Genomic DNA, 24,798 nt, shown 5'->3' with positions numbered 1-24,798 from the left:
CGGGATGCGGCCGGCCCTCGCCACCCTCGGGCTGCCCGGCACGCCGCTCGCCGAGGTGCTCCGGCTGGCCGTAGCCCACGGCTGGGCCGGGCTGGAACTGCGCTGCGCGCCCGGCGAGCCGGTGCACCTCGGGCTGACCGCCGCCGAACGGCGGGCCGTCGCCCGTGCGCTCGACGCGGCCGCGATCACCCCGCTCTGCGTCGCGAGCTACCTCGGCGTGGCCGGGGCGGGGGCGGACCAGCCGGTCCTCGCCGACCTGCGGGCCCACCTGCGATTGGCCGCCGACCTCGGCGCGCCCCACCTGCGGGTCTTCCCGCGCGGCGGCGACGCGCCGGCCGAGCAGGCCGACCGGACCGCCGCCCGCCGCCTGGGCGCGATCGCCGACGAGGCCGGGGCGCTGGGCGTGCGGATCCTGGTCGAGACCCACGACTCCCACCGCTCCGGCCACACCCTCGCCCGCCTGCTCGACCTGGTCGGCCACCCCTCGGTCGGCGCCCTCTGGGACCTGCTGCACACCTGGCTCGCCGGTGACACGGTCGCCGACAGCTACGCCGCGCTGCGCGCCCACCTCGGCTACGTGCAGGTGAAGGACGTCGCCGGGCCCGCCGACCTGACGCCGCTGCCCCTGGGCCGCGGAGTGCTCCCGCTCGCCGAGTGCGTGGCGCTGCTGCCCGCCGACACCTGGGTCTCCTGGGAGTACGAGGCACCCTGGCACCCGACGGCGGCACCGCTGGCACCCCTGCTGGAGGCGGGCGGCGAGGTGCTGCGCGGGCTGGGGTGAGCGGGTGGGCGGGTGTCGTACGGTGTCCTGGTCAGACGGAGGAGGAACGAATGAGCGCTCAACCGATCCACGGCCCGGAGCTGATCCCGCGGCCGGCCCAGACGCCCACGGGGCTGTACGAGGCGGTCGCGGCCATCCTCCCGCACCGGCTGCCCGAGCTGACGGCGGACCAGACCCGCGCCATGACCGAGGCGGTGGAGAAGAACAGCCTCAAGCCCTTGCTGCGCTTCACCCTGAAGTGGGCCGTGGACATCGAGATCGCACGCCACCCCGAGACGCTCGCCGAACTGCACCGTGCTGAATACCTGGCCCAGCACGCGCTGACCCTCGACGAGCGCCGCCGCCAGGCTGCCCTGGCGGGGGCCATCGTGAGCGCCGCCGTCGAGGCGGTGCGCGGATGACCTGGCGCTGGGAGTACCACCCCGACGAGGCGGACGTTGTCGCCGGCGCGCCACTGGCCTTCGTGGCCCAGGTCGAGAAGAAGGCCGACGAGATCGTGCGTGCCGCCGAGGCGCTCTATCTGGACGGCACCACCTACCAAGGGCCCGGTGAGCGGATGCGGACCGCCAACGTCGAGGACGGCATCTTCTGGTACATGGTCATCCCGCGCGACGAGCGCGTGTACGTCCTGCGCGCCCAGGCCCTCTAGAACGGATCGGCGGCGCCGACGGTGCGTCAGGCCGTGCCGCCGCAGGAGGTGCGGACCTTGAGTTCCGGGAGCAGGGCGATGTGGTGGACCGGGAGGTCGGCGTCGTGGCGCAGGCGGCGCAGCAGGAGGTCGACGGCGGCTACGCCGACCGCGCGCTTGGGGGGTGCGACGGCGGTCAGTGGGGGAGCGGCGAGGGCGGCGAAGACGTCGTCGTAGGAGATCAGCGCGACGTCGTCCGGCACGTGCAGGCCGCGGGCCCGCAGCAGCGGGTTGAGCTGGATCGCCTCCTGGTCGTTGTGGACCAGCACCGCCCGCACCCCGCGCGCCACGGCCGCGGTGATCTGCTCGGCGATCGCCTCCGACTCGCGGCCGGGCCGGCGGATGTCGATCACCGGCTGCGGGGTCAGCCCGAGCAGCCGGACCGCCTCCGCGTAGCCCTCGCGGACCTGGTAGGCCGTCCAGGAGTCCTGCCGGGCCGCCAGCAGCACCGACTCGTGCCCGAGCGCGGCCAGGTGACGCAGCGCCAGCAGCACGCCGTGCCGGTGCTGCGAGCCGACCGAGTCCAGTCCCGCGACCGGGCTGTCGGCCGGCGCCTGGCGCTCGACCAGCACCACCGGCACCGCCAGGTCGCGGATCCAGCCGCTCGCCCCGGCGGCTGGGCCGCCCGGCTTCCAGTTCGGGGTGAGCAGCAGCCCGTCCACGTCGGAGGCGAGCAACTGCTCGACCTGCGCCCGGTCGGAGTCGGAGTCGTACGGCGCGATGCCCAGCACCAGCCGCACCCCCGCCGCGTTCACGGCCGAGCGGGCGCCGTCGATGATCTCGTCGAAGTACGAGCCGACGGCCGGCACCAGCATGCCGAGCGTCAGCTCGGACCGGTCGGCCGGGCCGCTCTCCGCCAGCGGCAGCGAGACCGCGCCGTGGGTGCGGCGCAGCAGCCCGTCGTCGGCCAGCGCCGCGACGTCCCGGCGCACGGTGACCGCGGCGAGCCCGATCCGCTCGGCGAGGTCCACGACGCGGACCGTCCCGAGCTCGCGGACCACGTCCAGGATCCGGGCCCGGCGCTGCTCGGCCGTGATCGTCATGGGGTTCCGTCCCTCTGGGTGGAGTGCGGGGGCGCGCTCGCGTCCCGGATCAATTTCTATCATTCGATCGCCCAGTTGATCGAGTTCGGGGCCGGAACGCGACGGAGCGGGCCGGGTCCCGAGGACCCGGCCCGCTGCCGCCGCCGGTGGAGGGGGTCAGCCGGAGACCGCGATCTCGCTGGCGTTGTTGCCGATCGGGTTCCAGGCGTCCGGGCCGCTGCCCGTGCCCGGGCCCTTCCAGACGGAGACCGCGGTGTCGCCGGTGGCCAGGCCGAGCAGGGTGCTGCTGCCGACCGCGTAGGCCGCGCCCGGGCCGCCGATCTTCGTCCAGGCGCCCGGGCCGCTGCCCGTGCCGCTGTACTCGTTGATGCTGCCGTCGTTCGGGTTGGTCGCGAAGAGGCCGAGCCCACCGGCGTAGATCGCGGTGGCGGCGCCGCCGATGGTCGACCAGCCCGTGCCGTCCCACTTGGCCACGTAGCTCTTGTCCGGGCCCAGGCCGTAGAGGGCGTTGGCGCCGACCGCGAACTGGGCGCCCGGGCCGCCGATCTTGGTCCAGGCGGCCGGGCCGCTGCCCGTGCCGCTGTACCTGTTGATGCTGCCGTCGTTGGGGTTGGTGGCGAAGAGCCCGAAGCCGCCGGCGTAGATCGCGGTGGCCGCGCCGCCGACCTGGTGCCAGGCGCCCGGCGAGCCGTCCCACATCATGACCGCGGACTTGTCGGGGGTCAGGCCGTAGAGGTGGCCGCCGCCGACCGCGAACTGGGCGCCCGGGCCGCCGATCTTCGTCCAGGCGGCCGGGCCGGTACCGGCGCCGTTGTACTCGTTGATGCTGCCGTCGTTCGGGTTGGTCGCGAACAGGCCCGCGTCGCCGGCGTAGAGGTCGACCGCGGCCCCGCCGATCACGGTCCAGGCGCCCGGGCCGGAACCGCTGTTGTTGTAGACGGAGACGGCGCTCTTGTTGGGCGCCAGGGCGTAGATGTGGCGCTGGGTCACGGGGTTGGGGGTCGGCTGGGGCTGCCCGGTGGCCGGCGTGATGTAGGCGCTGATGCCGTCGCCCCAGCTGACGGAGCCCCAGACCGGCTCGTTGGTGTCGGTGCCGACCGATCCGTCACCACCGCCGGTGTTGCCGCCGACGGTGTCGACGTTGCCGTTCGCCTCCAGGCCGGTGACGAGCGCGACGTGGCTCGCCCAGTTGGCGGGGTTGCCGGCGGTGCCGTAGTTGTACACCACCGCGTCGCCGGGCTGCGGCGTGTAGCCGGAGCCGGGGAGGTGCAGGGTGCCGTGCTTGGTGCCGTAGTTGTAGAAGCTCGAAGCACCGTTGTCGACGGTGTAGTTGCCGTCGTAGGTCAGATCGGTGCTGAGGTCCGTGACGCCGGCCTGCTGCCACACCCAGCCGGCGAAGTCGGCGCACCAGCCGTGCGCCACCGTGCCGTTGGCGCAACTGCTGCTCTGCGCGGTGCCCGCCGCGGCGTACCCGTTGCCGTTGTTGCCGCACGGGCCCTGGCCGACCTGGCCGGCGGCGATGCCCGCGATCGAGGCGCCGGTGCTCGCCTGGGCGGTGCCGGCCGTGGTGGCGACCAGCGCCGGGCCGGCGAGGACGGCGGCGAAGGCCAGGCTGAGGCTACGAGTGCGCTTTCCGGGCATGGTGGATTCCCCCGTTGAAGTGTGAGCTGATGGTGGTGAGTTGATCGTTCGGAAGCCGCGGTGCGGGGCCGGCCGTCAGCAGCGGCGCTGGTGGACCGGCGGGTCGAGGTCGGCGCGCCAGCCGGTCAGCGCGGGCGAGTTGTCGATCGCGGTGCGGCACAGGTGCAACGCCGTCAGTTCGTGGCTCTCCTGGCCGGCGGTGCTGTCGGCGGGGCGCAGGAAGAGTCCGGCGGCGTACGAGGTCCCGTCCGGCGCTTCGCGGACGGTGATGTGCTCGACGCGGTCCGCCGCGGTGGCGTGGACCCAGAGGAGGTCGGTGAGCACTGGCGCGCCGATCCCGGTCCGGCCGCGAGGTGTCGGGGCGGTCAGGGTGACGATGACCAGTTCCATCGCGGGCCGGGCTAGCAGGCCATGCAGGGAAGGGCCTGCGGGGCAGTGTCCGGCGCGCCCGCCTGTGCCGTCGCCGTCGTCCCCGGCGCGGTGCCGGCGTCGGCGGCCGCGGCAGTGCCGGCGCCGCCGAGGATCAGGAGTGCGGCGAGGACGAGGGTGCGCAGGGCGTTCGGCATGGGATCGGTCCAATCGATGCGGTCCGGACGTGGGCGGATCGAGCGGTTCCGACCGGGATCGACCCCGCTCCGCTCGCGTCGTCCGGGGCTCCCCGGTTCGACTGCTCAGAATCTCGTCCCGGGCCGGCCGGTCGGACCAGGGGTTCCGGCTGGCCTCGGGCGGCCTGGCCGCCAGCGGACAGCGATCCCGCCGGTCACGGCCGTGCCCCGACCGGCCGCATGCGGACCGGTCGGGCCCCGCTCCGGTTCTTGTCACCGGCGGACGCGTGTGCGAAGGTCTGTCCCGACATCGCAAGTACGGGCTGGGGGGCCTCATGCTGGAGATGCTCGGGGTCGGCACGGCCGCGCAGGCCGTGTACGGGGCGATGCAGGAGCATCCGGACGCCGGAGTCGACGAACTGGCCGTGCTGACCGGGCTCGACGAGGAGCAGGTGCGCGCGGCCCTGGACGAGCTGGTCGGCCTGGAGTTGCTGCGCCGCTCGCGCGAGCGCTCCGGCGCCTGGGTGCCCGTCCCGATGGCCGTCGCGCTGCCGGGGCTGGTGCGGCGTCAGGAGGAGGAGCTGGCCGCGCGGGAGCGCGCGGTCGCCGCCGGGCGCGCCGCCGCGACCCGGCTGATCGCCCAGCAGGTCGTCCAGCAGGTCGGGCCCGGTCCGGCCGGCGGGCGCGGAGCCGGTGCGACGGCCACCACCGAGCACCTGGTCGGTGCGGACGCCGTCCAGGACCGCCTCGACCAGCTGGTCGCCGGCGCCACCACCGAGGTGCTCTCCCTGGTACCGGGCAACGCCGTGCCCGAGGACGCCCTGCGGGCCGCCAAGGCCGCCGACACCGTGACCCTGGGCCGCGGGGTGATCTGCCGGATCGTCTACCAGGACGCGATCCGCAACCATCCGCCCACCCTGGCCTACGGCCGGTGGCTCGCCGAGCAGGGCGCTCAGGTGCGGATCACCGCCGTGCTGCCGCAGCGCCTGCTGATCGCCGACCGGCGGGCCGCCGTCGTGCCGATCGACCCGGACAAGCCGTGGGCCGGCCGCGTCCACACCGACGATCCGGGCATCGTCCACCAACTGGTCGCCCTGTTCGAGAACGTGTGGGCCGGTGCCGCGCCCCTGGAGCCCGCCCGACCCCTGGAGCGCGGCACCGGTCTGACCAACGTCGAGCGCTCGCTGCTGCAACTCCTCGCCGCGGGTGCCACCGACGAGGTTACCGCCAGGCAGCTCGGCATCTCCACCCGCACCGTGCGGCGCATCATGGCCGACCTGATGGCCCGGCTGGACGCCGACAGCCGCTTCGAGGCCGGGATCAAGGCCGCCAAGAACGGCTGGCTGTAGCGGCGCCCGCGGCGGGGTGACGGATCGACACTCCTCCCAGCCGTAGGAGCGCCGCTCAAGCGCTCGCTCGAAGCTGTCGCGCCTCTCGTGCTTCAGTCTCCGGCCGGGGTCTTGGGCCGGCCGTACTGCCATCGGTACACCTGGAACGGGAACCGGGTGAGGTCGCCGTTCGCCTGGTAGCCGAGGTCGCCGATCGCGGTGGGGAACGCCCCGGCGCGGAAGGCGGCGGCGACCCGGGCGGTGTCGTCGGCGCTCCCGGCCTGCTCGATGGCCCGGGCGATCACCTGGACCGCCGCGTAGGCGGGCAGGGTGTAGGGGTTGGCCGGGTCGCCGCCCCGGTCCCGGACGGCCTGGACGACCGGGGCGTTGGCGGGGTCCTGGTCGAAGGCGGTGGGGGTGGACAGCAGCAGGCCCTCGGGGGTCGCGGGGTCGCCGGCCCAGGTGGCGACCTCGTCGGTGTCGCAGGCCGCGCCGGCCACGAAGCGGGCGGTCAGGCCCTGCTGCGCGGCCTGGCGGATGAGTCGGCCGAGCTCCGGCGGGTAGCCGCCGAAGAAGACGAAGTCGGCCTTGTCGAGCGTGAGTTCGTGGATGAGCGGGGCGAAGTCGGTGGTGCCGGTGCGGACGGTCTCGGTGCGGACGGGTGTGATGCCCCGGCTGCGGAGCGTCGCGTCGACGGCCTCGACCAGGCTCCTGCCGTAGGCCCGGCCGTCGTGGACGAGGGCCACCGCCCGCGGCGCGCGGTCGGCGATGAACTGCCCGGCCGCCCCGCCCTGGGCGCTGTTCACGCCGATCGTGCGGAAGACCAACCGGAGGCCACGGTTGGTGAGTTCGGGGAGCGTGGCGCCGGGAGTGACCAGCAGGACGCCCGCCGCCTCGTAGGCGTCCGAGGCGGCCAGGGCACAGTCCGAGATGGTGTGCCCGACCACGAACCGCACGCCGTCCCGGGCCGCTCGGCGCGCCGCCTCGACTGCTCGCTCCGGCTCGCCGCCGTCGTCGTAGCGCACGCACTCCAGGCGGCGGCCGGCGGCGCCGCCGTCGGCGTTGATCCGACGCACGGCCGCGTCGACGCCGTTGGCCAGCATCTCGCCGTAGGTGGAGAGCGGGCCGCTGCTCGGGCCGATCGCGGCGATCTTGATCGTGTCAGGCACTGCGACTCCATTCGGGAACACCGCCGACGGGACGCCCGACGGATCGACCCACTCAGGACGCGTTCACGCTATCCGCCCGATCGGGTGGGTGGAAGGAGGCAACCGGCCACCGCCTCCCGCCTGCCGCCGAGCCGTCCGCAGGGGGCGGCTCAGCCGCTGAGCACCTCCAGTTGCGAAGGGTTGCCGGGGTTCAGCCGGGTGCCGAGCACCACGGCGAGGCCGGCGGCGCCGAGCGGTTCGAAGACGGCGAGCGAGGCGGTGCCGTCGCCGCCGGCGGCGGACTGAGCGGCGGCGACCGCGGCGGTCACGTCGAGGCCGACCCAGTCGGTCGCGGTGGAGAGCGCGCCGGTGCCGAGCGAACTGCCGCGGCCGGGCGCGGTGTTCCAGGTCGCGCCGGTCTCGGTCCAGGTGTCGGTGGTGGTGGCGAAGGCCTGCAGGGTGGTCCGGGTGCCGCCGGAGTCCTGCACGCTGCCGGACAGCCAGAGCACCGCGCGGGAGACCGTGCCGGGCACGCCGGACAGGTCGAACTTGAGCAGCGCCTCCCGGTTGTAGCCGCTGCCGGTGTTGTCGGCGTTCTTCACCACCATGGTGGTGGCGTTGCCGAAGTTGGTGTTCCCGTAGGAGCCGTCGCGCACGTAGGTGCTGGCGGTGGCCGGGAGTTGGGTGGCGGTGAGCGGTGCGGGCGCGCTGCCGGAGGTGCTCAGCGTGACGGTCCGGCCGGCGCCCTGGGTGCCGCCGGTCTCGGCGAGCAGGGTGACCTGGCCGGCGGTGCCGAGCACGCTGACCCCGTTCGCGGAGCTGACCGCGGCGTACCCGGCACGGGCGACGGTGACCTGAACGGTCGCCGCGGCCCTGGTGGGATCGGCGACGACCACGGTCATGCTGCCGCTCTGCTCCCGCACCAGCACCGAGCAGGGCGCCGAGACGGTGAGCGGCCCGGCGGTGCCGGCGGCGAAGAAGTTGGCCATGGTGAGCCCGAGCGAGGGACAGCTGATCGCCTGCACGGCGGCCGTGTTGGCGAGCACGGTGACGTTGGGGGCGGCTGCCCGGGCGGCCGCGGCGGCGGCCGAGGCGCCCGGCATCAGCTGGTACTCGTAGCCGGCGCCGCTCGGGTCGGTGCCGTGGTCGAACCAGAGCGAGAGGTAGTCGCGGGTGATCGGGGTGGTCGCCGCGCCGGTGTTGACGGCGGACCAGGCGCCGGTGCGCGCCACCCGCTTGGTGTTGACGCTCGCGCCGCCGGGGAAGACCCAGGCGCCCATGCCGTCGATCGCCATGGAGCTGCTGCTCGGGAAGATCCGGGTCCAGCCGAGGGTGCTGGGCTGGACCGTGCCGTCCACCGTGAACACCTGGTTGCCGCCGCTGCCCAGGTTGCGGTTGTCGATGGTGGTCTGCACGTCGGTGCCGTCGGTGCAGCTGATGCCGGCGCCGAGGCAGTGCACCGAATCGTCCAGGAAGAACCAGGACTTGCGGCCGGTCAGGGTGGACTGCAGTCCGCGCAGGTCCTGGCCGGCGACCGAGAAGGTGCCGTCGCTCGCGCCGCCCGCCCAGGTGTTGGTGGGGCGGGTCGCGCTCCACTGGCCGCCCGCCGCATCGGCGAGCGCGAGGGTGGAGACGGTGGTGCCGGGCAGCTGGTAGGGGTCGACGGTGGGCCAGAAGGCGTCCGAGTACTGGCCGTTGCCGTAGTCCGCGCCGTACCAGTAGAGCATGCCGCTGTTGGTGTGCCAGCCGTGCAGGTTCTCGCCGTTGCCGGTCTCGTAGAAGCTGGTGCGGGCCGAGCAGGTGCTCAACTGCGCCGCCCAGCCGGGGCGGCGGTGCACGGTGCGGTCCATGCCGAAGACCTGGCTGTTCACCGGCTCGGCACTGGCGGTGACCGTGCCGTCGTTCAGCAGGGCCTGGGCGCGGGCGAGTTCGGGGATGTCGACGCCGGGGTCGGCGAGCAGCGGCTCGTAACCGTCGCGCTGCAGCCAGCCCTTGGCCATCGACCTCCAGGCGGCGGCCTGCGCGGCGGTGGGCAGGCCGGAGCCGGCCAGGCGCAGGATGTCGGAGACCAGGGTGTGGCCGCGGGTGTGGTCGTCCTGCTGGATGCCGAGCGGGTCGCTGGTCTGGACTCCCCGGCTGATCGCCCGGCCGCTGACCCCGTCCATCACCAGGCCGTTGTAGAGGAACGGGGCGAAGGCGCTGGTCACGGCGGTGGCGATGGTCTGCGCGTTGGGGTCGGTGACGGCCCAGGCGGTGCCGGCGAACAGGGTGAAGAGCTTGCTCAGGCCGCTGAGCAGGACCTCGCCGTAGGTGCCGGTGTAGGGCACGCAGGTGTGCTGCAGGAAGCTGCCGTCGGCGTACAGGCCGTCACCGGTGAGCACGGTCGGGAAGACCGGGGACAGCGCTTTCTGAGCGGCGGTCAGCGCCGTCGGGCTGCTGCCGACCACGCCGCGCAGCGCCAGCACCCGGCACAGGTCGACCCGGTTGGCGCCGGTGCTGGTGCCGGTGTAGGAGGCGACGGCGGAGGCGGGCACGAAGTGGTCCACGGCGGCGCAGTAGCTGCTGATCTGACCGCTCGTCAGCTGACTGTAAATCAGCACGCAGGTGTCGAGCAGGCGCTGCGGGGCGCCGATCTGCCAGTCCCACCAGTTGTTGTAGGTGGCGGTGCTCGGGGTGTAGGCGTTGGCGGCCAGCCAGTCCAGGCCGGTGGTGACGGCGTTGGCGAGCGTGGCGTCGCCGGTCAGTCCGGTGCCGGGCTGGACGTAGGCCAGCGCCATGGTCCGCAGCCGGGCGTAGCTGTTGGTGACGTTGGCCGAGACGGTGCCGATCGGCAGGTCCGGCCAGAGCGAGGAGGTGCCCGGTGCCATCGCGGACCGGTTGGCACCGGCCTGGCTGCCGAGGGTGGCGAGCGCGGCGGCGAACGGGGCCGCGGTCGGGTCGAAGCCGGTGCCGGTGAGCAGGGCGGACCAGACGGTGCGCATCGAGCCGTAGCCGTCGGCCCAGGCCGGGGCGGTGCCGAGCCACTGCCCGGCGAGGGTCAGCGCGGCGCCGGCGCCGCCGAGTTGGAGCAGGCGGCGGCGGCCAAGCGATCTGGTGGTGGCGGGGCCGGGCTGTGTCTCGTCCACGGTGGACCGTCCTCCTTGGTGAACCCCCCGAGCGGATGGGCAGGAGGGTAAGCGGTTTCCCAACGAGGCGTCAACGGGTCCGACACGGGAGTCAGTGCCCCTCAGGGGGCTGGCGCGGGCCCCGTGCTGGACCGGACCGTCAGCTCCGACTCCAGCTCCACGATGCGGCGGGTGCCGCGCGCGTCCCGGTCGTCCACGATCAGCTCCAGCGCGCGCACCCCGGCCTTCTCCAGCGGCAGCCGCACCGTGGTCAGGGCCGGGTGCAGGTCGGCCGCGTACGGCAGGTCGTCGAAGCCCACCACCGAGACCCGCCCCGGCACCGCCAGCCCCAGCTCGTCGCGCAGCGCGGCCAGCGCGCCCGCCGCCATGCCGTCGTTCAGCGCGAACACCGCCGTCAGCTCCGGCTGCCGGGCCAGCAGCGCGAGCGCGGCCGCCCGCCCGCCGGCCCGGGTGAAGTCCGCCTCCACCACCCGCTCGGCGGGCAGCGGCGCGCCGCGCCGCTCCAGCGCCCGCCGCACCCCGTCCAGCCGGTCCCGCACCGTCACCAGCCCGAGCGGCCCCGCGATCACCCCGATCCGCCGGTGCCCCAGCTCCCACAGGTGGGCCACCGCCTGCTCGGCGCCGCCCCGGTTGTCCAGCGCCACGGTGTCCGTCGCCACCCCGTGGTCCCCGACGCAGGCCACCCGCCCGCCGTCCTCCACGAACCCGGCCAGCCGCTCGGCCAGCCGCTCGGTGAACTCCCCGTCGGTGAAACCGCTGCCGGCCAGCACGATCGCCCGGGCCCGCTGGTTGCGCAGCCGCACCAGGTAGTCGAGCTCCAGCTGCTGCTCGCGGAAGGAGGCGGTCAGCATCACCATCAGGTCGTACTCGGCCGCCGCCCGCATCACCCCGGTGGCGATCGCCCCGAAGTACGGGTCGGCCACGTCGTGCACCATCAGCCCCACCACCGAGGTGCGGGCCCGGGCCAGCGCCTGCGCGGGCGCGTTCGACACGTAGTTCAGCTCGGCGGCCGCCGCCAGCACCCGGGTCCGCAGCTCCTCGTTCACCACCCGCCCGTGGCCGCCGTGCAGCGCCCGGGAGGCCGTGGCGATCGACACCCCGGCGCGCGTCGCCACCTGCTGGAGGGTCACCGCGCCGGAGGAGCGGTCGGAGTGCCGCCGCGGGCCGGGATCGTTCGCCATGGCGGCCAATTTATCGGAACGGCCGCGCGGGGCGGGTGCCGGTCGGCGCCGACCCGCTACACCGCTCCTCCAGCGGTGGCGGCGGCCGCCGCCTTGCGGCGCTGAGCGGTGGTCACCTGCTGGATCATCAGGACCGCGAGTGCCGAGGCGAGAACGTCGACCAGTGCGAAGAAGGGGGAGTTCGCATTGCCGTCCAGGTCGATCACCACGTAGGCCGTGACTCCGACGGACTTCGCGAGCCAGGCCCACCACCACGCGTTGATCGCCCAGGGCCGGCCGGGGGCGTCGCTCGCCCGCCAGATGTCCAGCGCGATCCGCCGCGGCGCCCACCACATCACCACTGGGACGAACCACAGCCCGACCGCGCTGTTCGGCGAGTACCGGTGCCGGCCGGGAGCCTGGACCTCGGCATTGCGCCGGCACCGCCGGAACCAGCAGAGGAAGACCACGACGACGGCCAGGAACGGCGTGATCGTGAACCGGGCGGTGGTATGGAAGAAGGCCGGGCTGAGCGCATCGGCCGTCGCCAGGGCGACGTAGAGGGCGAGCAGCGACTGCGTCGCCGTCGCCAGCACTCGGGGATCGGCGAACTCCAGCCGGTGAACAGCGGTGCTCGGCCTCCGGCGCTGTGCTGCGCCGACGGATGGTGATGGCATGGACGGACGGCCCCCCCGGAACTGACGGCGGTGCAGGTCACCGCGATGATCGCCTGGAGAATAGGGGGATCGTGAAGGCCGTGTCCATCCCGTGCGGGCGGTGCGACGGCATCGGGTCGGTGAGCGGTGGTCAGCTCCCGAACCGCCGCTTGTACGCGGACGGGGTGATGCCCGTCTCGCGACGCATCAGCGCGCGCAGGTTGGTGGCGGTGCCCAGCCCGCTGCGCCGCGCGACCACCTCGAAGCGCGACTCGCCCCGCTCGATCAGGCGGCAGGCCAGGGCGAGCCGTTCGCCGGTGAGCCAGGCCAGCGGCGTCGTGCCCAGCTGTGCCCGGAAGCGGCGGTGCAGCGTCGCCGGGCTGACCGCCGCACGCGCCGCGAGGTCGGCGACTGTGAGCGGTGCGTCGAGCCGCTCCTGTGCCCAGGCCAGCACGGGCGCCAGGGACTCGTCGGGCAGGTCGGGCATCGGGCGTTCGACGAACTGCCGCTGCCCGCCGTCGCGGTGGGCGGCGAAGACCAGGCGCCGGCTCACCGAGTTGGCGACCTCGGCGCCGTGGTCGCGGCGGACCACGTGCAGCCCGAGGTCGAGGGCGGCCGCGCTGCCCGCGGCGGTGAGGATGTCACCGTCGTCGACGAACAGCACGTCCGCTTCGAGCCGGACGGCGGGGAAGTGGGCGCGGAAGGAGCCGGCCCACTGCCAGTGGGCCGCGGCCCGGCGCCCGTCGAGCACGCCGGCCTCGGCCAGCGTGAACGCGCCGCTGCAGAAGCCGATCAGGCGCGCACCGCGGGCGTGTGCCCGGCGGACGGCGTCGAGCACGGAGGGTCGGCGGGGCACCTCGGTGTCGGGGCGGTTGGGGACGATCAAGGTGTCCGCCGTGTCGGCCAGCGCCAGGTCGGCGACGCCGGTGAGCGTGAAGAACCCGTCCCGCATCGGGGTGGCGGGCTCGGGGAGCAGAGCCGGAAGTCGTAGAGGTCGCGGCCGAGCTCCGGCCTGCGCAGGCCGAAGACCTCGGTCGCGCAGCCGAGTTCGAACGGGTTCGAGTTCTCGTCCACGATCACGACCACCCGGTGGACGCCCGCCGCGTGCGCGCGGTGCGAGGATTCTTTCGCCATGTGCAATTCCTAGCACTGCCGCGGCCCGGGCCGGGTGGTCGAGGATGGGGCCATGAGCGACCGACCGATCTCCCTCCAGCGGGCCCTGGCCTCCTTCGACGCACTGTGGAGCCCGCGCATCGTCACCCGCGTCAACGACTACGACGTGCGGATCGCCAAGGTGGCGGGCGAGCACGTCTGGCACGCCCACGACTCCACCGACGAGTTCTTCCTGGTGATCGAGGGCGAGCTGCACATCTGCCTGCGCGAGCCCGAGGGCGAGCGCACGGTCCTGCTCCGGCGGGGCGAGGTCTTCACCGTCCCCGCCGGGACGGAGCACCGGCCGCACGCGCCGGCCGGCGCCGCGATCCTGATGTTCGAGCCGACCGGCACGCCGACCGTGGGCGATCGCCACGAGGACGTCCCCGCCCACGTGGACGCGACGACCGGACACGTCCTCTGGAACGCTGAGTTGACTGACCGTCAGAATCCCTCGTGCGCTGCCGCGCTGGGCCCGAGGTCCGGTTCGTCGCGCAACTCCAGTGCCTCGCCCGGGGTGTGCAGTTCCAGCACCACGACCTCGTTGCGGCCGGGGCGCCAGAGCGGGGCGGGCGCGTAGAGGGTGTGCTGGGGGCCGATCTCCCAGTAGCGGCCGAGGGTGAAGCCGTTGAGCCAGACCACGCCCTTGGTCCAGCCGGGCAGGGCGAGGAAGCCGTCGGCGGGGGCGGGGAGGTCGAGTTCGAAGCGGTGGAACGACGGGCCGGTCACCGGGCCCGCCCGGTAGGGGAGTTCCGGCAGCGGGTCGAGCGGGAGCGGGCGGACCTGCCAGCCGAACTGGTACTGCCGGTCCAGCCGGACGCCGCCGGTGATGCCCTTGCGGTCGGCGAGCCCGGGGCCGTAGTTGACCCGGCCCTGGTTCTCCACCAGCAGGTCGAGGTCGGCGCCCTCGGCGGGCACGGCGAGGGGCAGGCACCGGTCGGGCTCGTTGCGGTGCAGGGTGCCGAGTTCGCGGCCGTCCAGGAAGGCCTGGGCGCGGTCGGCGAGGCCGTCGATCCGCAGTTCGGTGGCGGCGAGCGGGCCGCGCAGGCGGGTGCGGTAGTGGATCAGGCCGAGGGACTGGCCGTGCTGCTCCATCGGTTCGGGTTCGAGGCGCTCGGCGGGCTTGCCGAGCAGGTCGAGGCAGTCGAGCAGGGCGGCGGCGCCGGTGGGCGTGACGCGCTGGGGTGCCAGGCGCGGGGCGGGGTCGGGCAGCGGGGCGGTGGCCGGGCCGAGGTGGCGCTCGATCACCTCGCGGAAGGCGTGGAACTTGGGGCCGGGGGTGCCGTCCTCGCCGATCGGGGCGTCGTAGTCGTAGCTGGTGGTGATCGGCAGGTAGCGGCCGTCGTAGACGTTGGCGCCGTTCCACCAGCCGAAGTTGGTGCCGCCGTGGCCCATGTAGAGGTTGACGGAGGCGCCGGCGGCGAGCAGGGCGTCGAGCACCTCGGCGGCCTCCGCGGGGTCCCGCACCTGGTGCGGCTCGCCCCAGCTGTCGAACCAGGCGTGCCAGTACTCCATGGCGACCAGCGGGCCGGTGGGCTGGTGGCGGCGCAGGCAGGCGAGCGCCTCGGCGGGGCGGGAGCCGAAGGTGCCGGTGGTCAGCAGGCCGGGCAGCCTGCCGCCGAGCTGGAACCAGTCCTCGGCGCCGTCGGCGGTGAAGAGCAGGCCGGTGGCGCCGCGGGCGCGCAGGCCGTCGTGCAGGTGGCGCAGGTAGTCGGTGTCGTTGCCGTAGCTGCCGTACTCGTTCTCCACGGCCATCGCCACGATCGGGCCGCCGGCCTCGGCCTGCAGCGGCGTCAACTGCGGGAGCAGGGCGTCGAACCAGGCGTCCACGGCGGCCAGGTAGACCGGGTCGCCGCGGCGCAGCCGGACGCCCGGCTCGGCGAGCAGCCAGGCGGGCAGGCCGCCGGCCTCCCACTCGGCGCAGATGTAGGGGCCGGGGCGGACGATCACGTCCAGGCCCAGCTCCCCGGCGGTCCGCAGGAAGCCGGCCACGTCCTGCCAGCCGGTGAAGTCGAAGGTGCCGCGCTCGCGTTCGTGCGCGTTCCAGGCGACGTAGGTCTCGACGGTGTTGACGCCCATGGCGCGCAGGCGTGCCAGGCGGTCGCGCCAGAGCTGCGGGTGGATGCGGAAGTAGTGCACGGCGGCGGAGACGATGCGGTGCGGGCGGCCGTCGCGCAGGAAGCCGGTGTCGGTGGTGCTGAGGAACATGGCGGTCCGGTTTCTCGGGGGCTGGCGGCCGGGGGGTCAAGACCCTGGAAAGCGCTTACCAAGGCCGTTCGTACGATACGAACGCGGTCACCCCAGGGTCAAGGGCTGCTCGGCGCCCGGCGGCGCACCGCCGGGGCGTGTGGGGTCATTCATGCGGAGTCGTTTCTCCGCTTCTGCTAGCCTGCGCGATGCGGAGTAGGAGCTCCGCTTACTTCGCCCCCAGGGACGCACACCTATGCCTCGGATACCCAGAACCGCCGGCCGCCCGCACTACAACGTCACCTTCGCCGTGCTGCTGCTCGGCGTGGGCGCCTACTCGCTGCTGCAGTCGATGGTCGTCCCGGTGCTCGCCACGCTGATGGAGCACCTGCACACCACGCAGGAGACCGTCACCTGGCTGATGACCGCCTACCTGCTGTCGGCCTCGGTGGCCACCCCGATCCTCGGCCGGATCGGCGACCGGGCGGGCAAGGAACGGATGCTGCTGGTCACGCTGGTGGCGCTGACCGCCGGCTCGGCACTGGCCGGGGTCTCGAACAGCATCGGCTGGATGATCGTCGCCCGGGTGATCCAGGGCCTGGGCGGCGGCGTGCTCCCGCTGGCCTTCGGGATCATCCGGGACGAGTTCCCGATCGCCAAGGTGCGCGGCGCGGTGGGCGTCACCGCCGCGCTGACCGCCGTCGGCGGCGGGCTCGGCCTGATCCTGGCCGGCCCGATCGTCGACCACCTCGACTACCACTGGCTCTTCTGGCTCCCGATGATCATGACGGCGGTCGCCACCGTCGCCACCTTCCTCTTCGTGCCCGAGTCGCCGGTCCGCACCCCCGGGAAGATCAGCTGGGGCGCGGCCGCGCTGCTCTCGATCTGGCTGGTCGCCCTGCTGCTGGCGGTCAGTGAGGGGCCGACCTGGGGCTGGGGATCGGCGCGGATCCTCGGCCTGTTCGCCGCCGCCGTGGTCGTCGCCGTGCTCTGGGTGCTGGTCGAACTCCGGTCGCAGGCCCCGCTGATCGACATGCGGATGATGCGGATCCCCGCCGTGTGGACCGCCAACCTGGTCGCGCTGCTCTTCGGCGTGGTGATGTACACCGCGATGACCTTCCTGCCCCAGCTGGTGCAGACCCCGGCGAAGCTCGCCGGCTACGGCTTCACCGCCAGCATCACCCAGTCCGGCGTCTACATGCTGCCGATGACCATCGGCATGTTCGTGCTCGGCGTGCTGACCGGCCCGCTGGCCGCCCGCTACGGCTCGAAGCTGGTGCTGATCGCCGGCGGCCTGATCACCATGGTGCCGTTCCTGGTGCTCTCGCTCGGCCACGACCACAGCTGGCAGATCTACCTGGCCTCCAGCCTGATGGGCGTCGGGATGGGCCTGGCCTTCTCCTCGATGTCCTCGATCGTGGTCGAGGCGGTGCCCGCCGAACAGACCGGCGTGGCCAGCGGCATGAACGCCAACATCCGCACCATCGGCGGTGCGATCGGCAGCGGTGTCGCGGCGAGTATCCTGGCCAACGGTGTCACGGCCGCGCACCCCTTCCCCCCGGATTCGGGCTACACCGACACGTTCTGGTTCCTGACCGGGTCGGCGTTGCTCGCGGCCGCCGCCGCCGTGCTCATCCCGGCCGTCCGCGGTGCCGGCGCCGACCGGTCCACCGGGACGCCGGGGCCGGACCGGAAGGCCACCGCCGACAAGGAGTCCGCACCCGCATGACCCCCGCCTCCCAGGACCGCCCCAGCACCGCCCCCGGAACCAGGACCCTGCGCCGCGACGCGGCCCAGAACCGGACGCGGCTGTTGCGAGCGGCCTGGGAGGTCTTCGCGGAGCAGGGGCCGGCCGCCGGGGTGGAGGAGATCGCGCGCCGGGCCGGCGTCGGCATGGGCACCCTGTACCGCCGCTTCCCCACCAAGGACGCGCTGATCACCGCGCTGTACGACGAGATCCTGGAGAACATCCTCACCCGCACCCGGGCCGCCGCGGCCGAACCCTGCGGCGGCGCGGGCCTGGAGAGCGTGCTCTGGCACATCGGCGCGGTGATGTCCTCGCACCACGGCGGCCTCTCCCGGCTCTGGCAGGTCGTCCCGCCCGACGTCGACACCCAGCGGGCCGAGCTGTGGGAGCTGATGGCCCGTCTGCTCGAACGCGCCCAGGCGGCCGGCACGGTCCGGGCCGACCTGACGCTGACCGACGTCTACCTGTGCGTGCTCGCCATGCGCGGCGTGATCGACGAGACCGCCGCCCAGGCCCCGGACGCCTGGCGCAGCTACGTCGCGGTGGTGCTGGCCGGCTTCCGCCCGGCCGGCACGCCGCTGGCCCACCGCCCGGCCGACGACTCGCTGGTGGCCCGCCGGATCGCCCCGCCGGCCGAGCGGACCGGCTGAGCACCCGTCGCGCCACTCGTCGGGGGCGGCCATTCGGGTGCGACCGGTACGGTGCTGCCTGACGCACGATCAGGCTGTCGGGCAGTCGGACGGCCGAACGGGAGGAAGAGGCGGCATGGCGGAGCGGAACGAACCCAGGTACGTGATCATCGGGGCCGGTGCGATCGGCGGCACCATCGGCGGCCGGCTGCACGAGAGCGGCCACCGGGTGGTGCTGGTCGCGCGCGGCGAGCACCTGAACGCCCTGCGGGCCGGCGGGCTGCGGCTGAGCACAGCCGACCGGGGCGCCCGCACGCTCCCGGTGCCGGTGGTGGCGGGCCCGGCGGAGCTGGAGCTCACCGGGGACGATGTGCTGGTGCTCGCCGTCAAGTCGCAGCACACCGAGGCGGCGCTCGCCGACTGGGCCGACCGCCCGGTGGCCGGCGGCGGCACGGCGGGCGAGCGGCTCCCGTTGGTCTGCGCGCAGAACGGGGTGGAGAACGAGCGGGCGGCGTTGCGCCGGTTCCGCCGGGTGATCGGGATGTGCGTGCTGCTGCCGTCCGGCCACCTGGCGCCGGGCGAGGTCAGCGCGCTCTGCCACCCGTACACCGGGGTGCTGACGGTGGGTCGCTACCCGAGCGGCGACGACCCGGCGGCGGCCCGGCTGGCGGCGGACCTCGAAGGGTCCGGGTTCCTGGCCCCGGTCTCCGAGACGGTCATGCTCTGGAAGTACGGCAAGCTGATGGCGAACCTGGAGAACGCGGTGGAGGCGCTCTGCGCCGACCCGGACGGGACGGACGGCAAGCGGGTGCAGGCCGCCGTCCGCGCGGAGGCCGAGGCAGCGCTGGACGCCGCCGGGATCGCCCGGGCCACCGCGGCCGAGATGGCCGAGCTGCGGGCCGGCCGGCTGAACCGCCCGGCACCCGCACCGGGTGAGGCGCAGGGCGGCTCCACCTGGCAGAGCCTGGCCCGGGGCGCGGGCTCGGTCGAGGCCGACCACCTGAACGGCGAGATCGTGCTGCTCGGCCGCCTGCACGGCGTGCCGACCCCGGTGAATGAGGCGCTCCAGGTGCTGGCCAACCGCGCCGTCCGCGAGCGGCTCGCCCCGGGCGGGCTGAGCGGGGCGCAGCTGCTGGCGGCCGTGGGGCTCTGACGGTCCCACGGGACGTCTGACGGCGCGTCAGCTCGTCGTGCCGAGCACCCGCAGCGGTTTCCCGTCGAGGTAGGCGGCGATGTTCTCGACGGTCTGGGTGTAGTAGGTGCGGTAGTTGCGCTCGGTCACGTAGCCGAGGTGCGGGGTGGTGAGCAGGCGCGGGGTGGTGCGGGCCGGGTGGTCGGCGGGGAGCGGCTCGGTGTCGTAGACGTCCAGGGCGGCGCCGGCCAGTCGGCCCGCGGTCAGGGCGGCGAACAGGGCGTCCTGGTCGACGATCGCGGCGCGCGAGGTGTTGACCAGGTAGGCGGTCGGCTTGAGCAGGGCGAGCTCGGCGGGGCCCAGCAGGTGGTGGGTGCGCTCCGAGAGGTTGACGTGGACGGAGAGGTAGTCGGACTCCGCCAGCAGGTCGGCCAGGCTCGGCGCGAACCGCACGCCGGCCGCCGCGGCCCGCTCCGCCGTCAGGTTCTGGCTCCAGGCGGCCACCTCCATGCCGAAGGCCAGCCCGACCTGGGCGACCTTGGCGCCGATCCGGCCGAGCCCGATCAGGCCGAGCCGGCGGCCCGCCAGGTCGCTGCCGACGGTGGTCTGCCAGTGGCCGCCCGCCCGCAGGTTGGTGTGCTCGGGCACCAACTGGCGGGCCAGGCCGAGCAGCAGCGCCCAGGTCAGCTCGACCGGCGGGGTGCCGGAGCTCTCGGTGCCGCAGACGGTGACGCCGTTGCGGGCGGCCGCGGCGAAGTCGATCACCGAGTTGCGCATGCCGGAGGCGACCAGCAGGCGCAGCCGCGGCAGCCGGTCGAGCAGCGTGGCGGGGAACGCGACCCGCTCGCGCAGGGTCACCACGATCTCGAACCCGGCCAGGGCCTCGGCGAGTTCGTCCTCGCTCTCGAAGTGCCGGTCGAACCGGGTGACGCCGACCCGGCCCGCCAGCGGGCTCCAGTCGGCCAGTTCGGTCGCCACCTGCTGGAAGTCGTCGAGCACCGCGCAGCACAGTTCCATCAGCCACCCTCCGGTTGATCGTCCGTCAGATCATCCTCGCAGGCCGCCGTTCGGGAACGACTGACGGGGGTCGTGCGGGAACGGAGCAGTGCCGCGCGCCGTCCCGCTCGCGGTCCACGGCCGCCTGCGCGGCCCGGGCCAGCGTGCGGCGGGCCAGCGCGCGGCGGGCCGGTGCGCGCCGGGCGAGGCGGTCGTCGCCGGTCGGCGGGTCGGTCGGGATCGGCGGCAGCACCACCGCCTCCGCCACCAGGCCGCGCAGCGAGAGCACCCGCCAGAGCGAGAACGCCAGCCCGTCCTCGCCGACGAAGGCGGGCACGGTGGTCGGCGCACCGGCCGACCGGTAGCGCACGGCCACCGGCTGCACCGGCGCGCCGGCGTCGATCGCCGCCTGGAACAGGGCGGGCCGGAACCGCCCGCCCGCCCGGCCGCACCAGGTGCTGCCCTCCGGGAAGACCACCACCCGCTCGCCCCGCCGCAGGTCGGCGGCGATCCGGGCGACCGTGCCGGGCAGCGAGCGCAGCCGGTCGCGGTCGATGAACAGGGTGCCGCTGCGCGCGACCAGCGGACCGAGCACCGGCCACCGGCCCACCTCGGTCTTCGCGAGGTTGCGCCCGGGGCAGACCGCGGCGATCACGGCGATGTCCAGCCAGGAGATGTGATTGGCCACCAGCAGCCCGCCGGGCACGGCGACGCTGCTGCCCAGCGCCCGCACCCGGACCCCGAGGGTGGCCAGCAGGGTGCGGGCCCAGGCCGTCACCAGCCGTTCGCGGACCCGCCGGGGCAGGGCGCGGACCACTGGCCCCACCCCGATCCCGGCGAGCAGCACCCCGGCGCACCCCGCCGCGCGCAGCACCCGCCGGGCGGTGCCGACGGTGGCCGCCGGCCGCTCCACGCAGTCCTCGGGCGTGCACGGCGCGGTGGGGAGCCAAGCGCTCACGCGGCACCGAGGAAGTGCCGCAGGTAGCGCGGGTCGGTGCGCCGCAGCGAGAGCAGCACGAAGAGGTCGGCGACGCCGAACTCCGGGTCGTGCGCGGGCGTTCCGCAGACCCAGGCGCCGAGCCGCAGGTAGCCGCGGAGCAGCGGCGGCACCGCGGTGCGGGCCGGGCGCGGCCGGCCGGTCGGGTCCCACGGGCGGTGCGGCACCACCCGGTACTCCTCGGGCGCGAGGTGCTTGGCCGCGACGGCGTCCCAGACCCCGGCCGCCGTGGTGCCGTCCTGGCCCAGCGGCACCGAGCAGCAGCCGGCGATCCACTCGTGGCCGCTCTCGGTGAGGTAGCGGGCGATGCCGGCCCACATCAGGTTGATCACCGCACCGTTGCCCCGGTGCTCGGCGGCGATGCACGAGCGGCCGACCTCGACCAGGTCGCCGCGCAGACCGGCGAGCCGGGAGAGGTCGAACTCGCCGTCGGAGTAGAGCCGGCCGGCCAGGGCGGCCTGGGCGGGGCGGAGCAGCCGGTAGGTGCCGACGACGTCCTCGGTCTCCAGGTCGCGCACCAGCAGGTGGTCGCAGTAGTCGTCGAGCGGGTCGATGTCCAGACCGGGCACGGGGCTGTGCAGCACCGCGCCCATCTCCTCGGCGAAGACCCGGTGCCGCAGCAGCTGGGCGGCGCGGACGTCCTCGGCGTCCTGGGCGAAGGCGAGCTGGTAGCGGGGGGCGGCGGATGGGGCGGGGTGGGGGGTGACGGGGCGCAGCGGGGCCACGGTCATGGCGAACTCTCCGGATGGAGGAGGAAGAAGGCCTGGCCCCTGTTTTCTCGCCGCCCCGACTGGCTTCGAGGTGGCCAATCAGCAGAGGGGAAATGTGTACTTGCTGAATGGAGGTTCGAAATCACCTGGTAGGGCGACTCATTGCACACCGGCCACGTCGAGCCGCCCCGTTTCCCCAGTGCGGACGATAATGGGTGAATGAGCAACAAAAGCCTCAATTCGGAACCGTCGTCGATCACCGTGCGGGGCCGGCAGATCCGGCTGCGCACCATCGGGATGCTGCTGCTGGCCGCGCTGGCGATCTGGTTCATCGCCGCCAACACCGCCTCGACCAGCATCCACCTGTGGGTGCCGACCGTGACGCTGCCGCTCTGGCTGGTGCTGGCCGTCACCCTGCTGGTCGGCGCCGCCCTCGGCTGGCTGGCGAGCAGGCGGCGGACGAAGGGGCGGTGACGCCGGGTGGGTGCCGCGTGTGCGGGCGGCACCCACCGTGCGCGTCGCCGTTCGGCTGGGCAGCGGCAGGGGTCAGAGCGCCGGCCGGCGGTCGGCCCAGGGCAGGGCGAGCTCCAGCGTGCGCGCGACCTGGAGCAGCAGGTCCTCCCGCCACGGCGCGGCGACCAGCTGGACGCCCACCGGCAGGCCGGTGGCCTCGTCCTGGTGCAGCGGGAGCGAGACGGCCGGCTGGCCGGTCACGTTGAACACCGAGGTGAAGACCGCCAGCGGGTAGCTGTTCAGCAGCGGCATCAGCGGTTCCTGCTCGACGCCCGCCGACAGCGTGCCGATCAGCGGCGGCAGGCACGCCATCGTGGGGGTCACCAGCAGGTCGAAGCCGGCCAGGAAGCCCTCGACGATCTGCCGGGAGAACTGCTGGGCCCGCTGCACCGCCTGCGCGTAGGTCCAGGAGTCGGTGGCCCGGGCGGCCTCCCGCAGGGCCCGGTTGTGCGGCTCCACCCGCTCCGGGTCGGCGAGCTCGACCCCGGCGCCACCGAGGTGCCACAGGGTGGTGAAGACCGAGATCAGCTCCCCGCTCGGCGGCAGCGGCAGCGGGGTGTCCAGCACGTGGTGGCCCGCCGCCTCCAGTGCGTGCAGCGCCTTGTCGACCGCCGCCCCGCACGCCGGGTCGACCGGGATGCCCTCCAGCGGCGACTCGCGCAGCACGCCGATCCGCAGCCCCGTCGGCGGCTCCTCGCGCAGTGCGTCCGTCAGCCGCCGCCGCGGGGCGGGCGGCGACCACCAGGCGCCCGGGTCGTGCAGCGCCAGCACGTCGAGCGCGGCCGCGGTGTCGGCCACCGTGCGGGTGAGCACGCCGTTCGTCGCGCAGCCCTCCACGGAGACGGCCGTGCTGGTCACCAGCCCGCGGGTCGACTTGAGCCCGACCAGCCCGTTGCAGGAGGCCGGGATCCGCAGCGAGCCGCCGCCGTCCGAGCCGTGCGCGATCGGCGCCATCCCGGCGGCGACGGCCACGCCCGCGCCGCTCGACGAGCCGCCCGGCGTGCGGTCCGGCGCCCACGGGTTGCGGGAGATGCCCAGGGCCTCGCTCTCGGTGTACGGCAGGGAGCCGAACTCCGAGGTGGTGGTCTTGCCGAGCGGCACGAACCCGGCCGCCAGGAACCGCTGCACCACCGGGTTCGAGGTGGCGGCCGGGGCACGGGAGGCTCCTGACGAGCCGTAGGAGGTGGGCCAGCCCGCCACGTCCACCAGGTCCTTGACGGGCAGGGGGACGCCGAGGAACGGCGGCAGCTCGTCGGTGGAACGGGCCCGCGCCACGGTCTGCGCCGCCTCGGCCGCCGCCTTGCGGACGGTGTCGTCGTCGCGGTGGCTGAAGGCGTTGAGCTGCGGATCGAGTTCGTCCATCCGCGCCAGGCAGGCCTCGGCGAGCTCGACCGGGCTGACCTCCTTGCGGCGCACGGCGGCGGCGAGTTCGAGGGCGGGGACGAACGGGTCGGTGGGGTCGAGCTTGTCGTGCGGGGAGGGCATGGGTGCTCCTTCCGGTGCGGGCGGGCTTGCATCATCCGTCAGGTTCGCGGGTTTCGGGGCGACTTGGCTTGAACGAATGTCACCTTCGCGGGCGGACGGGCGGACGGGCGGACGGGCGTCGTCCTGCCGGTGCCGCTCGCTCTGGAGCAGCGGACGCTCGTCGCCTAGCCTGGCGGCATGCGTTCCGCCGACTCCGCCCGCAGTGCCGCGGCGCTCTGGGACATCGCCACGCCCGCGCGGCCTGCTGGTCCGCGGGGGTTGAGCATGGCCGGATTCCGAGCCCGCAGCCAGGAGTTGGTCGACCTCGGGGTCGTTCCGTACCCGGCCGTCACGCTCGTCCTCGACCTCGGTGACGGGCCGTTGGCGGTCGGCGACGGCACCGGTCGGCCGCAGGGCGGCGGGCTGGTGCTCGGGCTGGCCTCAAGTGGCGTGCGCGGATCGGGCCGTGGGATCGAGTGCCTGCAACTGCGGCTCTCCCCGGTGCTCGCGCACGCGGTGCTGGGCGGCGGCGCGGCGCGGGCCGGCGGGGAGGTGCTCCCGCTGGAGGGGCTGTGGGGGCGCGAGGCCGGCCGGATCGAGGAGCGGCTGCGGGCGGCGGGGGAGTGGGAGGAGCGGTTCGCCCTGGTGGCGCAGGCGCTCGCCCGGCGGGCGGCGGCCGGGCGGGCGGTGGATCCGGAAGTGGCCCACGCGTGGCACCGGTTGGCGGCGAGCCGGGGAACGGCCCGGGTGGAGCGGATCGCCGAGGAGGTCGGCTGGAGCCGCAAGCGGCTGTGGTCCCGCTTCCGCGACCAGCTCGGGCTCGGCCCGAAGCGGGCGGCCCAGCTGATCCGCTTCGACCACGCCGCGCACCTGTTGGCGGCCGGCCGGAGCGCGGCCGGCGTGGCGGCGCAGAGCGGCTACGCCGACCAGTCGCACCTGCACCGCGAGGTGCTGGCCTTCACCGGGGCCACCCCGTCGGCCGTCGCGGCCGCGCCGTGGCTCGCGGTGGACCACGTGGCCTGGGCGGATCCTGGCTATCTGAGCGGGAGATGACGCGTCGTCCGGTGGTGGTTCGGCTGCCGGACATTCGTCCAAGACGGGAGCCGGTCGGGCGCGGCACCCTGCCGGCATGACGGAAAACCTTGCGGAAAACCCT

Annotated in this window: 22 protein-coding genes and 2 pseudogenes; 10 read left to right on the top strand and 14 right to left on the bottom strand. The window is 74.4% G+C overall.

The window, feature by feature from the left end:
• The first annotated feature begins 4 nt into the window (after nucleotides 1-4).
• Genes FHX73_RS35070 through FHX73_RS35060 form a run of 3 tightly spaced genes read left to right on the top strand, consistent with a single transcriptional unit; the run spans nucleotide 5 to nucleotide 1,430 of the window.
• The gene (locus tag FHX73_RS35070; protein ID WP_145910045.1) at nucleotides 5-781 is read left to right on the top strand and encodes a sugar phosphate isomerase/epimerase family protein; all 777 of its coding nucleotides are present in this window, start codon (nucleotides 5-7) and stop codon (nucleotides 779-781) included.
• 50 nt (nucleotides 782-831) lie between these two features.
• The gene (locus FHX73_RS35065; protein ID WP_145910044.1) at nucleotides 832-1,182 is read left to right on the top strand and encodes a hypothetical protein; all 351 of its coding nucleotides are present in this window, start codon (nucleotides 832-834) and stop codon (nucleotides 1,180-1,182) included.
• Entirely contained in the window at nucleotides 1,179-1,430 is a 252-nt protein-coding gene (locus tag FHX73_RS35060; protein WP_145910043.1) for a hypothetical protein, read from the top strand. The genes FHX73_RS35065 and FHX73_RS35060 overlap by 4 nt, the downstream gene beginning before the upstream one ends.
• Before the next feature lie 26 nt (nucleotides 1,431-1,456).
• Here the strand turns inward: FHX73_RS35060 and FHX73_RS35055 are convergent, their stop codons facing one another.
• The 4 genes from FHX73_RS35055 to FHX73_RS45140 all read right to left on the bottom strand — a co-directional run bounded on the left by FHX73_RS35055 (nucleotide 1,457) and on the right by FHX73_RS45140 (nucleotide 4,719).
• Nucleotides 1,457-2,512, bottom strand: a complete 1,056-nt coding sequence (locus tag FHX73_RS35055) for a substrate-binding domain-containing protein (RefSeq protein WP_145910042.1) — start codon at nucleotides 2,510-2,512, stop codon at nucleotides 1,457-1,459.
• A gap of 156 nt (nucleotides 2,513-2,668) precedes the next feature.
• Nucleotides 2,669-4,153, bottom strand: coding sequence for a CHAP domain-containing protein (locus tag FHX73_RS35050; protein ID WP_145910041.1), 1,485 nt, complete (start codon nucleotides 4,151-4,153; stop codon nucleotides 2,669-2,671).
• Nucleotides 4,154-4,228: 75 nt separating this feature from the next.
• Nucleotides 4,229-4,543 carry a hypothetical protein gene (locus tag FHX73_RS35045; protein ID WP_170305218.1) on the bottom strand — a complete coding sequence of 105 codons (315 nt, stop codon included), beginning with the start codon at nucleotides 4,541-4,543 and terminating at the stop codon, nucleotides 4,229-4,231.
• 11 nt (nucleotides 4,544-4,554) lie between these two features.
• Nucleotides 4,555-4,719: a hypothetical protein gene (locus FHX73_RS45140; RefSeq protein ID WP_170305217.1), complete on the bottom strand. Its 165-nt coding sequence runs from the start codon at nucleotides 4,717-4,719 to the stop codon at nucleotides 4,555-4,557.
• A 314-nt stretch (nucleotides 4,720-5,033) separates the two neighbouring features.
• Here FHX73_RS45140 and FHX73_RS45135 point away from each other — a divergent pair, with 314 nt between their 5' ends.
• Nucleotides 5,034-6,047 (top strand): helix-turn-helix domain-containing protein, encoded by a 1,014-nt coding sequence (locus FHX73_RS45135; protein ID WP_170305216.1) that lies wholly within the window; start codon nucleotides 5,034-5,036, stop codon nucleotides 6,045-6,047.
• Between the two features lie 92 nt (nucleotides 6,048-6,139).
• Here FHX73_RS45135 and FHX73_RS35035 read toward each other — a convergent pair whose 3' ends face one another.
• The 5 genes and pseudogenes from FHX73_RS35035 to FHX73_RS35015 form a co-directional block, all read right to left on the bottom strand.
• Nucleotides 6,140-7,195 (bottom strand): ABC transporter substrate-binding protein, encoded by a 1,056-nt coding sequence (locus FHX73_RS35035; protein ID WP_170305215.1) that lies wholly within the window; start codon nucleotides 7,193-7,195, stop codon nucleotides 6,140-6,142.
• A 149-nt stretch (nucleotides 7,196-7,344) separates the two neighbouring features.
• Nucleotides 7,345-10,299 (bottom strand): polysaccharide lyase family 8 super-sandwich domain-containing protein, encoded by a 2,955-nt coding sequence (locus FHX73_RS35030; RefSeq protein ID WP_145910037.1) that lies wholly within the window; start codon nucleotides 10,297-10,299, stop codon nucleotides 7,345-7,347.
• Nucleotides 10,300-10,400: 101 nt separating this feature from the next.
• Nucleotides 10,401-11,480 carry a LacI family DNA-binding transcriptional regulator gene (locus FHX73_RS35025; protein ID WP_145910036.1) on the bottom strand — a complete coding sequence of 360 codons (1,080 nt, stop codon included), beginning with the start codon at nucleotides 11,478-11,480 and terminating at the stop codon, nucleotides 10,401-10,403.
• A 56-nt stretch (nucleotides 11,481-11,536) separates the two neighbouring features.
• A complete protein-coding gene (locus FHX73_RS35020; protein WP_145910035.1) occupies nucleotides 11,537-12,136 on the bottom strand; it encodes a DUF4328 domain-containing protein in 600 nt (199 codons plus the stop codon).
• Between the two features lie 130 nt (nucleotides 12,137-12,266).
• Nucleotides 12,267-13,249: pseudogene (locus FHX73_RS35015) on the bottom strand (GlxA family transcriptional regulator).
• A 52-nt stretch (nucleotides 13,250-13,301) separates the two neighbouring features.
• On the opposite strand from FHX73_RS35015, the pseudogene FHX73_RS46765 reads away from it, so the two are divergent.
• Nucleotides 13,302-13,688, top strand: a pseudogene (locus tag FHX73_RS46765) (cupin domain-containing protein); the annotation flags it as partial.
• A gap of 23 nt (nucleotides 13,689-13,711) precedes the next feature.
• On the opposite strand, the gene FHX73_RS35005 reads toward FHX73_RS46765, so the two are convergent.
• On the bottom strand, nucleotides 13,712-15,475 hold the full coding sequence (locus FHX73_RS35005) for a glycoside hydrolase family 35 protein (RefSeq protein ID WP_145910033.1): 1,764 nt from the start codon (nucleotides 15,473-15,475) through the stop codon (nucleotides 13,712-13,714).
• A 235-nt stretch (nucleotides 15,476-15,710) separates the two neighbouring features.
• Here FHX73_RS35005 and FHX73_RS35000 point away from each other — a divergent pair, with 235 nt between their 5' ends.
• From FHX73_RS35000 to FHX73_RS34990, 3 genes are all read left to right on the top strand, one after another.
• Nucleotides 15,711-17,183 carry an MFS transporter gene (locus FHX73_RS35000; RefSeq protein WP_145910032.1) on the top strand — a complete coding sequence of 491 codons (1,473 nt, stop codon included), beginning with the start codon at nucleotides 15,711-15,713 and terminating at the stop codon, nucleotides 17,181-17,183.
• Nucleotides 17,180-17,851, top strand: a complete 672-nt coding sequence (locus FHX73_RS34995) for a TetR/AcrR family transcriptional regulator (protein ID WP_145910031.1) — start codon at nucleotides 17,180-17,182, stop codon at nucleotides 17,849-17,851. Before FHX73_RS35000 ends, FHX73_RS34995 begins: the two co-directional genes overlap by 4 nt.
• Nucleotides 17,852-17,966: 115 nt before the next feature.
• Nucleotides 17,967-18,983: a ketopantoate reductase family protein gene (locus tag FHX73_RS34990; protein WP_145910030.1), complete on the top strand. Its 1,017-nt coding sequence runs from the start codon at nucleotides 17,967-17,969 to the stop codon at nucleotides 18,981-18,983.
• 27 nt (nucleotides 18,984-19,010) lie between these two features.
• Here FHX73_RS34990 and FHX73_RS34985 read toward each other — a convergent pair whose 3' ends face one another.
• The 3 genes from FHX73_RS34985 to FHX73_RS34975 are packed head-to-tail and all read right to left on the bottom strand — an operon-like array spanning nucleotide 19,011 to nucleotide 21,686.
• Nucleotides 19,011-19,979, bottom strand: a complete 969-nt coding sequence (locus FHX73_RS34985) for a D-2-hydroxyacid dehydrogenase family protein (protein WP_145910029.1) — start codon at nucleotides 19,977-19,979, stop codon at nucleotides 19,011-19,013.
• A gap of 25 nt (nucleotides 19,980-20,004) precedes the next feature.
• The gene (locus FHX73_RS34980) at nucleotides 20,005-20,916 is read right to left on the bottom strand and encodes a lysophospholipid acyltransferase family protein (RefSeq protein ID WP_145910028.1); all 912 of its coding nucleotides are present in this window, start codon (nucleotides 20,914-20,916) and stop codon (nucleotides 20,005-20,007) included.
• Nucleotides 20,913-21,686 (bottom strand): GNAT family N-acetyltransferase, encoded by a 774-nt coding sequence (locus FHX73_RS34975; RefSeq protein WP_145910027.1) that lies wholly within the window; start codon nucleotides 21,684-21,686, stop codon nucleotides 20,913-20,915. The genes FHX73_RS34980 and FHX73_RS34975 overlap by 4 nt, the downstream gene beginning before the upstream one ends.
• A gap of 198 nt (nucleotides 21,687-21,884) precedes the next feature.
• Between FHX73_RS34975 and FHX73_RS34970 the strand changes: the two genes are divergently transcribed.
• Nucleotides 21,885-22,139, top strand: a complete 255-nt coding sequence (locus FHX73_RS34970) for a LapA family protein (protein ID WP_145910026.1) — start codon at nucleotides 21,885-21,887, stop codon at nucleotides 22,137-22,139.
• A gap of 72 nt (nucleotides 22,140-22,211) precedes the next feature.
• Here the strand turns inward: FHX73_RS34970 and FHX73_RS34965 are convergent, their stop codons facing one another.
• Entirely contained in the window at nucleotides 22,212-23,663 is a 1,452-nt protein-coding gene (locus FHX73_RS34965; protein ID WP_145910025.1) for an amidase, read from the bottom strand.
• A 177-nt stretch (nucleotides 23,664-23,840) separates the two neighbouring features.
• Between FHX73_RS34965 and FHX73_RS34960 the strand changes: the two genes are divergently transcribed.
• A complete protein-coding gene (locus FHX73_RS34960; RefSeq protein ID WP_211786427.1) occupies nucleotides 23,841-24,695 on the top strand; it encodes an AraC family transcriptional regulator in 855 nt (284 codons plus the stop codon).
• Nucleotides 24,696-24,798: the final 103 nt, after the last annotated feature.

The organism is Kitasatospora viridis, from assembly GCF_007829815.1.
Classification (GTDB): Bacteria; Actinomycetota; Actinomycetes; order Streptomycetales; family Streptomycetaceae; genus Kitasatospora; species Kitasatospora viridis.
This window is presented reverse-complemented; position numbering and strand designations above follow the sequence as displayed.